The sequence below is a fragment of the Jatrophihabitans sp. genome, assembly GCA_036389035.1.
Taxonomy (GTDB): Bacteria; Actinomycetota; Actinomycetes; order Mycobacteriales; family Jatrophihabitantaceae; genus Jatrophihabitans_A.
Genome location: DASVQQ010000032.1, coordinates 30,087 through 44,237, shown reverse-complemented (window position 1 = coordinate 44,237; position 14,151 = coordinate 30,087). Strand labels below are relative to the sequence as shown.

The following is a 14,151-nucleotide window of genomic DNA, read 5'->3' as shown; positions in this document are numbered from 1 at the left end:
TTCAGGAAATCGCTCAGTCCTACTTTCGTGGGGTGAGCACCGCGAGTAAGTCGCGAGCGCTCGTGAACTTCGCCGCCGACAACGGGTCCATGGCGGTGATATAGGTGACGCAAGCCCAGACAATGGAACCGATAAGCCAGGTCGTGCGCGCGCTTGCGTCAAGATTCACGTTCGTCGTTTCGATCACCAGGAGCGCGAGAATGGGCAGTGCCCCGATCAGGATGGTGCGACCGGCGTTCAGCAACCGCCGGGCCACCGACGTGTGACTGGCGATGGAAGGGTGTTCGGCACGTGGCAGGTAGTGGTACTCACCCGAAGCCAGAATATTCAGGGTGGTGGCGAGTTCACGTCGAAGATTGGCGCGGGTGTCTGCCTGAGGAAAAGCGATCCAGCTTCGAAGGTTGCGAAAGTGTGCTGCGACCAGGGCAAATGGCTGTTGTTGTGAATGATCCGAACATTGCAGCGCCTGACCGAAGCCATTTTCGAAGAGCAGGGCAAGCCGCTCCAGCTTGCGGATGTTGTCGCGTCGATCTCCGAGCCTGTCGAAGCACAGTTTCGAGTTGGTCACCCACTCCGTCAAATCCTGGGTGGTCAAGAAAGCGGCGACCTCGGGGTAGCTCCGAAGGCGGACTGCTCTTATCCGACGCACTATGACGTACACCAGGCCGATCACCACCGAGAAGATCAGCAGGAGGATGGCCGAACCCGCCGTCAAGCCGGCAGCGACCTGTTGCAGGACAGGCTGCGCTCCGGAGATCTTTGAGTCGCCCAGCTTCGACGACACGAGCATCAGCAACAGCCCTGACAACCCGCATAGCGCGGCACTGGGCGAGAGCATCACCCATAGCGAGTCGGTTCGAAACCCCATGATCCCGAAGGCCCACATGAGCACCAGGGTGATAACAAAGTAGGACGCGGATGCGGCCACCGAGCCGCTCATCGCGATGCTCAATAAGAAGTAGCAGAACCCCAGCATCAACAGCAGTACCACCATCGCGCTCACGAACCGCTCCACGCGCTTTGTTTCAGATCGCAGAAGCGATTCACCGCGGACGCACAGTTTGATGTAGGCGCTGCCCAGTGCGTCGTCGTAGTCCGGCCCGAGCGTGCCACGCAGGATGTTATGGCGCTTGCGAGATACCCGGTATAACTCTGAAAGGCTCCGCATTCGGCGAGCTTCTGTCAACCGTCGCAGCGGGGTTCGAAGAGTGCGCAACTTCATTGATGGCCATCAGCACTTGGTATCACCGAAGCAGATTACCGCTCACCATCGAAGGCAACGCTTATTCGGCAACGCGTGCCTTATCAAGTTATGAGATCAATACCAAGCTGCCATTAACGGAACTCAGGCCGGCGGGCCGCCAGAAAGCCGCCGCCCGGAAGGATCGACTCGGCCAACACGACCAGCGTCGTCCAGACCTTCCAGCGCAGCTGATATGCCACCACCAGCGCCAGCAGCACGTAGGCCGTGAACAGCGCCCCGTGGATCGGGCCCAGCACGTGCACGCCCTGCGGGGCGTCCAAGCTGTACTTCACGATCGTGGCGACGATCAGCAGCAGCCAGGACGCCGCCTCGGCGATCGCCACCAGCCGGAACGCGCGGGTCAACCGGACCGCCCAGGCAGACCTGGCGGACCCGGACCGGGCGGTTGCGGTGGTGGTCGGATTCGGCTGGCTGGGCATGGGATCAGGGTAGGGCGGGATGAGGCATCATGAGCCGGTGGCCCCCCGCGGTGTGATCAGGCACCAGGGCAGGTTGCTGTCCTATCAGGACCTGGGCCCGGTCGACGCGCCGGTGGTGCTGCTGATCCACGGAATGGTCTCCGACAGCACCACCTTCTCCCGCGCCGCCGAGCAGCTGGCCGAGCGCGGCTACCGGGTGCTGGCGCCGGACCTGCTCGGCCACGGCGACTCGGACAAGCCCGAGGACGGTTACGAGCTCGCCGACTTCGCCGACAGCCTGGCGGCCTTGCTGGCAGAACTGGACGCCCGGGACGTGAGCGTGGTGGGGCACTCGTTCGGCGGCGCGGTGGCGATGCAGCTGGCCCATGACCGGCCCGAGCTGGTGCGGCGGCTGGTGCTGGTCTCAGCCGGTGGCCTGGGACGGCGGGTGCACCCGGTGCTGCGGGCGGCCACGCTGCCCGGCGCGCACAGCCTGGTGCGATTCGTGGTCAACCACCGCACCGCGGCCCTCTACCGCCGGCCCCGGCTGCACCGCTCACTGCGGCTGAGCCCGGACGTGGTCGCCAACCTCGGTCGGGCCGGGCGCGGGCTGGTCTCGCCGCCGGCCAGGACGGCGTTCTTCTCCACCCTGAAGATGGCGATCGACCCGTTCGGGCAACGAGGTTCGCTGTTGGAGTCCGAGCACGTCCGGCTGGATCTGCCCACCCTGATCGTCTGGTCCGAGCGGGATCCGGTGGTGCCGGTGGCGCACGCGTACGAGACCCACGCCCACCTGCGCAACAGCACGCTGGCGATCTTTCCCGGCTCCAGCCACCAGCCGCATCACCATTCGGCGCAGCGGTTCACGCAGGTGGTGTCGGACTTCATCGCCGCCACCTGACCCGCGCCGCCCGAGCTCGAAACCTCAGGCTCTCCCTCTCGGCGGCTGCGCCGCAACGTCTGCGTTCACCGGATCCGGCGATGAGCGGACGTTGCACCTTGTCTGCGAAGATGCAGAACACCCGAGACGCACAGTCGTGAAAGTAGAAGCGCCACTCCATGTCCCGTTCGGTCGACCTGCTCCGCTCCCGGTCCCTGCCACGCGTGGATTATGCGTACGCAGCGTCGGCGGGCACAGGCCGGAAGTTGCTGTTTCTGGCCGGTGCGTGTCCTCTCGACGCGCAAGGCAACACCGTCGCGGTCGGTGACTACGCAGTACAGGCTGCGCAATGCATCACCAATCTGCGAGCAGCACTCCAGGAAGCCGACGCGTCCCTGCATGACGTCGTGACAACGCGCGTCCTGGTCGCATCAGTCGAGCGCGAAGACCTGGTGACCGCATGGAATGTCGTTCGTGGCGCGTTCGCACCGCATGAACCGCCCAGCACCCTGTACGGAGTCACAGTGCTCGGCTATCAGCATCAACTCGTCGAAATCGAAGCCGTCGCCGCCGTCCGAGCCTGAACGCCATCGGTCAGGTCACTCGGGTACGACCTGCCTACCCGGGCACGGTGCGAACGATTACCGCCCGCGCACTAGGGACGCACCCAGTTACTCTTTGGCCTCCGACCAGCGCCGGATCACGCTGACATCGGCGACGAAGCGCACCGAGTCATCCGGCGCCCACCGCGCCGCCGCCTCCTGCAGGCAGTCGGTGAGCAGCTGCCGCACCGCCGGTCCGTGCTCGGCCGGCGCCTGCACCAGCAACTCGTCGTGCAGGCAGAGCACCACCTGGGCCTGCCAGGGCAGACCCCGAGCCCGGACGGTGACCGCCCAGGCCTTGAAAAGCTCGGCCGCCGCACCCTGGATCACCGCGTTGCGGGCGTAGCGGCCCCGGCTGGCGACGGTGGCCCGCTCCTGGTCGGGGTTCAGGTTGGGCGGGGTCGGCCACATCCGCACCAGCCGGCCGCCGTAGGTGCGCACCGCTCGTCCGGCGCGTCCGGAGTCGTAGGCCTCGCGCAGGTAGCGCATCGCCACCGGGTACGCCGACTCCAGGCCCTGCAGCGCCTGGCCGGCCGCCCCGGAGGTCTGGCCGTACATCGCGGCCAGCACGGCGATCTTGGCGGTCGGCCGGTCGACGCCCAGCCGGCTGGCCACCGGGGCGTAGAGGTCGTCGTCCTGGGTGGCCCTGGCCAGCGACCGGTCACCCGAGACCGCCGCGAGCACCCGGGGCTCGATCTGCCCGAGGTCGGCCCGGACGAAGACCTGGCCGGCGGTCGCGGCCACCGCCGGACGCAGGTCGGCGGGCATGTTGTGCAGGCCCGCCTGGGCGGTCATCCGCCCGGCCGCGCCGTCCGAACCGCTCCAGGCACCGCGCAGCCGGGCGTCCGGGCCGACGTTGCGAGCCAGCCAGTCGTAGCCGAAGGTGGTGGCGATCCGCTCTGCCTTGCGCCAGGCCAGCAGGGCCTCGACCACCGGATGGGCGCCGAGGAACCGTTCCAGCCGCCAGGACCGGGTGTCCGGGACGTCGATGCCGACCCGGGCCAGCATGGTGCGAACCTGGGCCGGGTTGCGCAGGTCGATGCCGTCCGGGTTGGGCAGCAGCCGCAGCACCACGCTGTCACGGCGTTCGCGCAGCAGGCCGGCGTCCTGGGCGTCGCGCGGCCGGGGGCCGGCGAACGAGGCGATGATCTGCTCGGCGCGGGCCAGGTCGATGGGCAGCCCGTCGACGGTCAGCTCGGCGCACAGCAGTTCGGCGGCGGATTCGGAGCGGGCGGTGGCCAGCACGTCGCCGGCCGCGGGCGCCGCGGCCAGTCGCTGGCGCTGCAGCTCGCTGGCCCGCAGCGCCGTCTGCGCCCACCGGGCCAGCCGAGCCGGGGTGCGCGCCCACCCGCCACCGGACCATTCCGGCCGCAGGTGCTGATCGGGGCGCACCGGGTCCTCCGGGTCGGTGCCCTCGTCGCCGGCATCGCCGAACAGGTCGAGCTGGCCGGTGCCCGGCGCCGAGGCCGGGTCCAGGTCGTGCAGCGTGGCCCAGATCAGCGCCGGGTCACTGCTCCAGCCGCCGAAGAGCAACCGGTGCACCGCGACCAGGTCCCAGCAGGTGGCCACCCGCACGCCGTGGTGGGTGAGCGCGATCGGGGTGTGCTGTGACCACCACACCCAACGCGGCCGGAACTCCCGCTCCAGCGTCGCCACCACGGCGGCCGGCTCCGTGCTCGCCACCGCCCACTGCCCCCCGCCCGGCTCGGCGATGCCCAGGCCACGCTCGGGCGCCAGGCTGAGCGCGAGAAAGCCGCCTCGGGCCTGGCCGCGCCGGCGCAGCTCGCTCAGCAGCCCGTCGGCGGTCTCGAGCTGGTGCGGCACCGGCCCATCCTGTCAAAGCAGGGCCGGGAGCGCCGCCGTGGCCACCGGCCTCGCCTAGGTTGGACTGAAGCGGATCGCTCGACACGATGAAGCGAAACCGCTCGACACACGATGAGAGGACTGCCGCGCCATGACGGTCAACGGTCACCGATGGAACCTCGAACACGGCGGCCAGCGGGCTTCGGTGGTCCAGCGGGGCGGGGCGTTGCAGAGCTACTCGGTGAACGGCGTCGACGTCGTGGACGGGTTCGCCGACGATGAGACGCCGCCGGCCTTCAACGGCGCCGTGCTGGCCCCGTGGCCCAACCGGATCCCGTCCGGCCGATGGGCCTGGCGCGGCCGGCACTACCAGCTGCCGATCACCGAGCCGGCCACCGGCTCGGCCCTGCACGGCCTGGTCAGCGACGTGCTCTGGCAGCTGGAGGCCGCCGAGTCCGACGCGGTCACCCTCAGCGTCCCGAGCGAGCCCAGCGCCGGGTACCCCTTCCAGCTGCGGGTCACCGTGACCTGGTCGCTGTCCGAGGACGGCCTTCGGTGCCAGCTGGGCGCGCTGAACACCGGCGCCGAGCCCGCCCCGTTCGGGGTGGCGACCCACCCGTTCTTCCAGCTACCGGATGCCCGGGTGGACGACCTCGAGCTGCACCTTCCGGCCGGGCAGTGGCTGGAGACCGATGCGAACCTGGCGCCGGTGGCACTGCGCCGGACGAGCGGGACGGAGTTCGACTTCACCGAGCCGCGGTCGCTGCGCGGGCTGCGGCTGGACACCGCGTTCACAGCGGTGAGCCCGGACTTCGAGGCGACCAGCAGGGCCGTGCTGTCCGGTCACGGGTCCACGCTGGTGATCTGGGCCGAGGCGGACTTCACCTGGTGGCAGGTCTACACCTCCGATTACTTCGAACCGGGCTCGGATCGCCTTCGCCGCAGCCTCGCGGTGGAGGCGATGACCTGCGGCCCGGACGCGTTCAACTCCGGCGCGGATCTGATCGTGCTCGATCCGGGGGTGGCCTGGTCCGGCGGCTGGGGCGTCCAGGCGCGGCTCGGCTGAGGGGCTCCGGCAGCCTGCGTGGTTGGGGCTGACCGGTGGCTGGCATAGCGTGGAGCCAACGGCGCGCGAACCGCGCCAAGGAGGATCGACGTGACCAACCGACTGGCTGACGCCACAAGCCCCTATCTGGCCCAACATGCTGACAACCCGGTCGACTGGTGGCCCTGGTGCGAGGAGGCCTTCGCCGAGGCGCGCCGGCGCAACGTCCCGGTGCTATTGAGCGTCGGTTACGCCGCCTGCCACTGGTGCCACGTGATGGCGCACGAGTCCTTCTCCGACGACGAAGTGGCGGCGGTGCTCAACGACCGGTTCGTGGCGATCAAGGTCGACCGCGAGGAACGGCCGGACATCGATGCCATCTACATGGCCGCCACCGCCGCGATGACCGGGCACGGCGGCTGGCCGATGACCTGCCTGCTGACCCCGTCCGGCGAGCCGTTCTTCTGCGGAACCTACTTTCCCAAGGAGGGCTTCCTGCGGCTGCTGGACGCGGTGACCCAGGCCTGGACCGAACGGCAGGACGAGGTGCTGGCCACCAGCGGCCGGATCGTGCAGGCGCTGCAGACGGCGCTGTCCACCGGCGCCGCGCAGGCGCTGGGGCCGTCCGAGCTGGAGCAGGCAGCGTCCCGGCTGGGCGAGCACTATGACCAGGTCAACGGCGGTTACGGCTCGGCGCCGAAGTTCCCGCCGTCGATGGTGCTGGAGTTCCTGCTGCGCCACCATGCCCGGACCGGCACCGGACATGCCCTGGAACAGGTGACGGGCACCTGCGAGGCAATGGCGCGCGGTGGCATCTATGACCAGCTGGCCGGCGGCTTCGCCCGCTACTCCGTCGACGCCGAGTGGATCGTGCCGCACTTTGAGAAGATGCTCTACGACAACGCCCAGCTGCTGCGGGTCTACCTGCACCTGTGGCGGGCCACCCGCTCCCCGCTGGCCGAGCGGGTCGCCCACGAGACCGCGCAGTTCCTGCTGCGCGACCTGCGCACCCCCGACGGCGCCTTCGCCTCCGCGCTGGACGCCGACACCGAAGGGGTCGAGGGCCTGACCTACGCCTGGACGCCCGAGCAGCTGACCGAGGTGCTCGGCGAGGCCGACGGCGCCGCCGCTGCCGGCCTGCTCGACGTCACCGCGCAGGGCACCTTCGAACTGGGCAGCTCGACACTGCAGCTGCGGACCGATCCACGAGACCGGGCGTGGTGGTCCGGAGTCCGGACCCGGTTGCTGGCCGCCCGCGACCAGCGCCCGCAACCCGCCCGCGACGACAAGGCGATCACCGCCTGGAACGGCCTGGCGATCGCCGCGCTGGCCGAGGCGGGGGTGTTGCTGGAACAGCCTGCCTACCTGCGCGCGGCCCAGGAGTGCGCGGAGTTCCTGCTGCTGCGCCACCTGGTGGGGGGCCGGTTGCACCGCTCATCGCGGGCCGGCTCGATCAGCGCCGCGATGGGGGTGGCCGAGGACTACGGCGACCTGGCCGAGGGGCTGCTGACACTACACCAGGCGACCGCCGAGCCACGCTGGCTGGAGGCGGCCGAGCAACTGCTGGAAGTGGCGCTGACCCATTTCGCCGACGGCGAGGGCGGGTTCTACGACACCGCCGACGACGCCGAGGTGCTGTTCAGCCGGCCCCGGGACGCCTCGGACAACGCCGCGCCGTCGGGCCAATCGGCACTGGCCGGCGCACTGCTCAGCTACTCCGCCCTCACCGGCTCGACCCGGCATCGGGAGGCCGCCGACGCCGCGCTGGCGGCCGCCGGCGAGCTGGCGGTACGGGAGCCGAGGTTCGCCGGCTGGAGCCTGGCGGTGGCCGAGGCGGCCTGTGCCGGGCCGTTGCAGGTGGCGATCGTGGGATCCGGGCCGGTCGCCCACGCCCTGCTGACGGCCGCCCGCAACAGCACGTCGCCCGGCCTGGTGCTGGCCTTCGGCAAGCCCGACGCGCCTGGCCTGCCGCTGCTGGCCAACCGCCCGCTGGCGGCAGGCGAGCCGGCTGCCTATGTGTGCCGAGGCTTCGTCTGCGACCGTCCGGTGAGCACGGTGGCCGAACTGCTGGCGGCGCTGGGCCCAGCTGCCGGCGGCCCGGGCTGAGCTGCTGAGGCTCGGGCTGAGCCGCCGAGGCTCGCTGAGCAGTCCACGCCAGCGCTTAATCTGAACAGATGATGAGGACCCAGCCGCCTGGCTTTCGATGGCTGGTCGGCGGCTTCGCCCTGCTCGGCGCGCTGGCCTTCGGATTTCAGTACCGATCGAGCGACGAGCCGACCGATCTGATCCTCGGCGTGCTGTGCCTGGTGGCCGCCGGCTACTGGTTGATCTTCGACCGGGAGCCTGCCGCCGGGAACTCGGCCGAGGACTCAGCGGCCGGGGTGGCCGGTGATGAGGGTGGCGACCCCTAGGTCTCACCCGCAGGTGCTGACACGCAAGGTGCTGACACGCAAAGGGTGCTGACACAAAGGTGCTCCGCAGGCGCCGGCAGTCCCGTACCGGTGCCTGCGGAGCATCCCGTGCCCCGTGCTGTACTGCATCCCCCTGCTGTACTGCGTTCCTTGCTGTGGTGCTTCCCCCTGCTGTACTGCTTTCCTTGCTGTGGTGCTTCCCCCTGCTGTACTGCTTCCCCGTGCGGTACTGCGTTCCCCGTGCGGTACTGCGTTCCCCGTGCGGTACTACGTTCCCCGTGCGGTACTACGTCCCCCTGCTGCACTGCTTGCCTTGCTGGTACTGCATCCCCCGATGGTCCCGCGGTTCCCCCCGCGTACTGCTTTCCCCGTGCGCTAAGTATGGGTATCTCACCCAGACCACACAAGACGCAATCTAGTCATTGTTTGGTTACAGAAAGTGGCCGACTTCGGACCGATCGACAGGGCTCCAGGCCCCTGAAAACAGCCTGTCGAGCCGGGCCGAGGTCCGCGTGAGGCGCCCCGCGCGTTGGTGACGCGCATCGCATTCACAGGGCTAATGTGCAAGTCGTGAATGTCCGCAGCGGCCTCTATTCGCTTTATGAGCGACGCTTGCTGAAAGCGCTGGCCGGACGGCCGGTTCCGCGGCACGTGGCGGTGATGCTCGACGGCAACCGGCGCTGGGCTCGGGCCGCCGGCCTGGGGGACAACGCCGGCCACGTGGTGGGCGCCAGTCACATCGACAACCTGCTGGCCTGGTGCGCCGAGGCGGGCGTCCGGCACGTCACCCTCTGGCTGCTGTCCACCGACAACCTGCACCGCGATCCGGCCGAGGTCGGCCCGTTGCTGCGCATCATCGTCAACGTCGCCGACGAGCTGGCAGCGGCCGACCAGCCCTGGCAGCTCAGCGTCGTGGGCGCCCTGGACATCCTGCCCGCCGGCACCGCTGAGGCTCTCAAGACGGCAGCCGAACGCTCGGCCGGCAAGACCGGCATGATGGTCAACCTGGCGGTCGGCTACGGCGGCCGCCGCGAGATCGCCGACGCGGTCCGTTCGCTGCTGCACTCCGAGGCGCAGGCCGGCACCTCCATCGAGGAGCTCGCCGAGATCATCGACGTCGAGCACATCGCCGAGCACCTCTACACCAAGGGCCAGCCGGACCCTGACCTGGTGATCAGGACCTCGGGGGAGCAGCGGCTGTCCGGATTCCTGCTCTGGCAGTCGGCGCATTCGGAGTTCTACTTCTGCGACGCGCTGTGGCCCGACTTCCGCAAGACCGACTTCCTACGTGCGCTGCGCGACTTCTCCGAACGGCAGCGGCGCTTCGGCAGTTGAGGCCGCGGATGGCGGGCGGCTACGGCGTGGCGTGAGGCCCGCGCCGAATGGCGACCGTAGCGTCAGCGGCAGGCGTTCGGCCCATCGGACCGGCGCTCGGGAGGTCCCTTGACGGTGGTGAAATGCCAGCGGGGGGCCGGCATCACCCCCGTACCATGGGGGATGACCGGAACCCTCGTCAGCGGCAGGCGCTGGTGCCACGCCTGCCCACGGTGTCGAGTACGCCACGACGCCGCAGCGCCCAGGAGCCCCATGTGACCCACGCTCGCGCCACCACCGCCACCGTTCCGAATGCGCCGGCTGTGCCAGCGGTCAAGACCTTCGTCCTGGACACCTCGGTGCTGTTGTCGGACCCCGGAGCGCTGGCCCGCTTCGGTGAGCACGAGGTCGTCCTGCCGCTGGTGGTGATCGGCGAGCTGGAAGGCAAGCGCCACCACCCGGAGCTGGGCTGGTTCGCCCGCGAAACGCTGCGCGCGCTGGACGACCTGCGGATCAAGCACGGCCGGCTGGACGCTCCGGTGCCCGTCGGTGAGGACGGCGGCACCCTGCACGTCGAACTGAACCACTCCGACCTGGCCCTGCTGCCCGCCGGGTTCCGGGTGGAGAGCAACGACTCCCGAATCCTGGCCGTCGCGCTGAACCTGGCCTCCGAGGGTCGCGACGTCGTGCTGGTCACCAAGGACATGCCGCTGCGGGTCAAGGCCGCCGCTGTGGGACTGCCCTCGGATGAGTACCGGGTGCACCCGGGCGTCGACTCGGGCTGGACCGGAATGGCCGAGCTCGAGGTCTCCACCACCGTCATCGACTCGCTCTACGCCGCCGACCGGGTGGGGGCGGTGGAGGCCGATGAGCTGTTGCGGATCGCCGAGCTGCCCTGCCACACCGGCCTGGTGTTGCACTCGGCGCGTGGCTCGGCGCTGGCCCGGGTCACCGCTGACAAGCAGCTGAAGCTGGTGCGCGGTGACCGTGAGGCGTTCGGCCTGCGGGGCCGCTCGGCCGAGCAGCGGATCGCGCTGGACCTGCTGCTCGACCCCGAGATCGGCATCGTCTCCCTGGGTGGGCGGGCCGGCACCGGAAAGTCGGCGCTGGCGCTGTGCGCCGGACTGGACGCGGTGATGGAGCGGCGGGCGCACAAGAAGGTGGTGGTGTTCCGGCCGCTGTACGCCGTCGGCGGCCAGGAGCTGGGCTACCTACCCGGCAGCGAGAACGAGAAGATGGCGCCGTGGGCGCAGGCGGTGTTCGACACCCTGGGCGCGCTGGTCAGCAAGGACGTCCTGGAGGAGGTGCTGGACCGCGGCATGATCGAGGTGCTGCCGCTGACCCACATCCGCGGCCGGTCCCTGCACGACTCGTTCGTGATCGTCGACGAGGCGCAGTCGCTGGAGCGCAACGTGCTGCTGACGGTGCTGTCGCGGATCGGGCAGGGCTCGCGGGTGGTGCTCACCCACGACGTCGCGCAGCGGGACAACCTGCGGGTCGGCCGGCACGACGGGGTCGCGGCGGTGATCGAGGCGTTGCGCGGGCACCCGCTGTTCGCCCACGTCACGCTGACCCGGTCCGAGCGCTCGCCGATCGCCGCCCTGGTCACCGAACTGCTCGAGGACGTCAGCCTCTAGTCCGGCGGTGGCTGCGGCTCGCGGGCCCGCTCGACGAGGTCGCCCAGCGCGGGCAGGCCGTCGATCGACTGGGCGTTCTTGGTCTCGGGGTAGAGCCGGTAGGGCTCCGGGCCCCGCTTCTCCTGGCGCAGGTCAAGCACCGTCCGGTCGGCGACGAAGTCCATCAGGGGCACCGCGTACCCGCAGGAGTCACTGACCCGGTCCAGCTCCACCATCACGATGGCGCGCTGGGCGGTGACGCGCTGCTTGGGAAAGGCGGCTCGCAACGACTCGAACTCCGGGTCCTGGGTGAGCACGATCCGGCCGGTGCCGTAGAGCCGGACGATGTTGGGCCGGCCGTCGAAGGCGGCGAACATCAGCGTGATCCGGCCGTTCTCACGCAGGTGGGCGATGGTCTCCGAGCCCGAGCCGTAGTAGTCGAGATAGCCCACCCGGTACTGGCCGAAGACCACGAAGGTGCCGGCCATCCCCTTGGGAGAGACATTGACGTGACCGTCGCAGGCCAGCGGCGCCGTGCCCACGAAGAAGACCGGCTGGCTCGTCAACCACTGCGCCAGCGTGCTGTCGATACCGTCGTAGACGTGCATACGGCTCCTGCCTGATCGTTACGCCCTACCCGGCAGGGCGGGTCATCGACAGCACGTCGAGCACCTCGTCGAGCTTGGCCTCGGTGATCGCCCCGGACTGGACGTGACCCCGCTCGATCACGACCTGGCGAATGGTCTTTCGCTCGGCCAGGGACTGCTTGGCGATCTTGGCGGCCTCGTCGTAGCCGACGTAGTGGTTCAGCGGCGTGACGATGGAGGGGGAGGACTCGGCGTACTCGCGGCAGCGCTCGACGTTGGCCTCGATGCCGGCCACGCACTTGTCGGCGAAGACCACGCTGACATTGGCGATCAGCCTGATCGACTCGAGCACGTTGCGGGCCATCACCGGCAGCATCACGTTCAGCTCGAAGTTGCCCGACGCGCCCGCGAAGGCAACCGCGGCGTCGTTGCCGATCACCTGGGCCACGACCTGGCAGACCGCCTCGCACAGCACTGGGTTGACCTTGCCGGGCATGATCGACGAGCCGGGCTGCAGGTCGGGCAGGAACAGCTCGGTCAGCCCGGTCCGGGGGCCCGATCCCATCCACCGGATGTCGTTGCTCACCTTGTTCAGGCTGACCGCGATGGTGCGCAGCGCCCCGGACAGCTCCACCAGCCCGTCCCGGGCGCCCTGGGCCTCGAAGTGGTCGCGAGCCTCGGTCAGCGGCAGCCCGGTCTCGGTGGCGATCAGGGCGATGACGTCGGCGGCGAAACCGGCCGGGGCGTTGATGCCGGTGCCCACCGCGGTGCCGCCCAGCGGCAGCTCGGCGACCCGCGGCAGGCACGCCTGCGCACGCTCGATGCCGTAGCGGACCTGGGCGGCGTAACCGGCGAACTCCTGCCCCAGCGTGACCGGGGTGGCGTCCATCAGATGGGTCCGGCCGGACTTCACCACGGTGGCGAACTCGGCCGCCTTGGCTTCAAGCGCGCCGGCCAGGTGCTCCAGCGCCGGGATCAGGTCGCTGACCACGCCCTTGGTCGCGGCGACGTGGATCGCGGACGGGAACTGGTCGTTGGAGGACAGCGGGTCGTTGACGTCGTCGTTGGGGTGCACCGAAACCGGACCGGCTCCGCTCAACCTCTCAGAGGCCAGCGAGGCCAGCACCTCGTTGGCGTTCATATTCGAGGAGGTGCCGGAGCCGGTCTGGAACACGTCGATGGGGAACTCGGCGTCCCAGTCGCCCCGGGCCACCTCGGCGGCGGCCGCGGCGATGGCCTCGGCCTTGGCCGGGTCGAGCAGGCCCCTGGTGGCGCGCACCCGGGCGCCAGCGCCCTTGATCAAGGCCAGCCCCGCGATCAGCTCACGCTCGATCGGCTGTCCTGAGATCGGGAAGTTCTGCACCGCCCGCTGGGTCTGGGCACGCCATCTGGCCTGCGCCGGAACCCGGACCTCGCCCATCGAATCCTTCTCGATCCGGTAGGAATCCTGGGAATCCGGCGACTCGTGCGTCGTGGCGGCGGCCGCGGGCCGCGGGCTCGATTGCGGGCTGGACTGCTCGGACATCGTCGGCGATGGCTCCCCTGCGGTGTGGCGTCACTGCGGTGACGGCTCCTTGCGCAGAGCCTAGCCAGCCCGGCCGACAGCAAGCTCGCAGCTGTGGCCGGACTAACCCTCTTCGGCGGTCACTGGCCGGCCGGGGGCTGGCCCCAGCTCTGCTGGCCGCCGGGCTTCTCCCAGCTCTGCTGGCCGCCGGGCTGCTCCCAGCCGGGCTGTTGCTGCTGCGGTGGCTGCTGCCAGCCCTGCTGCTGATCGGCCGGTTGCTGGTGACCAGGATGTCCCTGGCCCGGCTGGCCCGGCTGGCCCGGCTGGCCCGAGTTGGCGCCGGGCTGCCCGTAGCCGAGCTGCAGGGCGGTCTGCTTGGCGGCCTCGGTCACCGGCACCGCCACCACGGCGGTCGCGTAGGCGCAGATCTCGCTCCAGTTGTTGCCCAGCTCGGTGGTGTCGAAGCGCATCGCGACCAGGGCGTTGCCGCCGCGGGCCTGCGCTTCGGCGAAGAGCCGGGTCATCGCCTCGTTGCGGCTCTGCAGCACGTTGCGGGTCATGCCCTGCAACTCACCCCCCACCAGGGATTTGAAGCCGGCGCCCATCTGGGAGAACGCGTTGCGCGAGCGCACGGTCACCCCGAACACCTCGCCGCAGACTCGCTGGATCTCCCAGCCCGGAATCTCGTTCATGGTGACGCAGAGCATGATGCCTTCTCTCGGTGAGC

At 69.8% G+C, this 14,151-nt stretch carries 13 protein-coding genes; 7 read left to right on the top strand and 6 right to left on the bottom strand.

Annotated features, from left to right (window positions below; translation table 11 throughout):
• Positions 1-19 precede the first annotated feature (19 nt).
• Complete coding sequence (locus VF557_16945) at positions 20-1,168, bottom strand: hypothetical protein (protein ID HEX8081902.1); 1,149 nt, start codon at positions 1,166-1,168, stop codon at positions 20-22.
• Positions 1,169-1,335: 167 nt separating this feature from the next.
• The gene (locus VF557_16940; protein ID HEX8081901.1) at positions 1,336-1,683 is read right to left on the bottom strand and encodes a DUF3817 domain-containing protein; all 348 of its coding nucleotides are present in this window, start codon (positions 1,681-1,683) and stop codon (positions 1,336-1,338) included.
• Positions 1,684-1,720: 37 nt separating this feature from the next.
• On the opposite strand from VF557_16940, the gene VF557_16935 reads away from it, so the two are divergent.
• The gene (locus VF557_16935) at positions 1,721-2,563 is read left to right on the top strand and encodes an alpha/beta hydrolase (protein ID HEX8081900.1); all 843 of its coding nucleotides are present in this window, start codon (positions 1,721-1,723) and stop codon (positions 2,561-2,563) included.
• Between the two features lie 158 nt (positions 2,564-2,721).
• Positions 2,722-3,126 (top strand): RidA family protein, encoded by a 405-nt coding sequence (locus VF557_16930; protein HEX8081899.1) that lies wholly within the window; start codon positions 2,722-2,724, stop codon positions 3,124-3,126.
• A gap of 87 nt (positions 3,127-3,213) precedes the next feature.
• Here the strand turns inward: VF557_16930 and VF557_16925 are convergent, their stop codons facing one another.
• A complete protein-coding gene (locus VF557_16925) occupies positions 3,214-4,968 on the bottom strand; it encodes a DNA polymerase (protein ID HEX8081898.1) in 1,755 nt (584 codons plus the stop codon).
• Between the two features lie 130 nt (positions 4,969-5,098).
• On the opposite strand from VF557_16925, the gene VF557_16920 reads away from it, so the two are divergent.
• The 5 genes from VF557_16920 (at position 5,099) to VF557_16900 (ending at position 11,354) form a co-directional block, all read left to right on the top strand.
• Positions 5,099-6,013 carry an aldose 1-epimerase family protein gene (locus VF557_16920; protein HEX8081897.1) on the top strand — a complete coding sequence of 305 codons (915 nt, stop codon included), beginning with the start codon at positions 5,099-5,101 and terminating at the stop codon, positions 6,011-6,013.
• A 90-nt stretch (positions 6,014-6,103) separates the two neighbouring features.
• On the top strand, positions 6,104-8,098 hold the full coding sequence (locus tag VF557_16915) for a thioredoxin domain-containing protein (GenBank protein HEX8081896.1): 1,995 nt from the start codon (positions 6,104-6,106) through the stop codon (positions 8,096-8,098).
• A 68-nt stretch (positions 8,099-8,166) separates the two neighbouring features.
• Positions 8,167-8,403, top strand: a complete 237-nt coding sequence (locus tag VF557_16910) for a hypothetical protein (protein ID HEX8081895.1) — start codon at positions 8,167-8,169, stop codon at positions 8,401-8,403.
• 561 nt (positions 8,404-8,964) lie between these two features.
• Positions 8,965-9,738 (top strand): isoprenyl transferase, encoded by a 774-nt coding sequence (locus tag VF557_16905; GenBank protein HEX8081894.1) that lies wholly within the window; start codon positions 8,965-8,967, stop codon positions 9,736-9,738.
• A 254-nt stretch (positions 9,739-9,992) separates the two neighbouring features.
• A complete protein-coding gene (locus VF557_16900) occupies positions 9,993-11,354 on the top strand; it encodes a PhoH family protein (GenBank protein ID HEX8081893.1) in 1,362 nt (453 codons plus the stop codon).
• Here the strand turns inward: VF557_16900 and VF557_16895 are convergent.
• The 3 genes from VF557_16895 to VF557_16885 all read right to left on the bottom strand — a co-directional run bounded on the left by VF557_16895 (position 11,351) and on the right by VF557_16885 (position 14,131).
• Complete coding sequence (locus VF557_16895; GenBank protein ID HEX8081892.1) at positions 11,351-11,941, bottom strand: pyridoxamine 5'-phosphate oxidase family protein; 591 nt, start codon at positions 11,939-11,941, stop codon at positions 11,351-11,353. The genes VF557_16900 and VF557_16895 overlap by 4 nt on opposite strands.
• A gap of 25 nt (positions 11,942-11,966) precedes the next feature.
• Entirely contained in the window at positions 11,967-13,445 is a 1,479-nt protein-coding gene (locus VF557_16890) for a class II fumarate hydratase (protein ID HEX8081891.1), read from the bottom strand.
• 119 nt (positions 13,446-13,564) lie between these two features.
• Positions 13,565-14,131, bottom strand: coding sequence for a YbjQ family protein (locus tag VF557_16885; GenBank protein HEX8081890.1), 567 nt, complete (start codon positions 14,129-14,131; stop codon positions 13,565-13,567).
• Positions 14,132-14,151 lie beyond the last annotated feature (20 nt).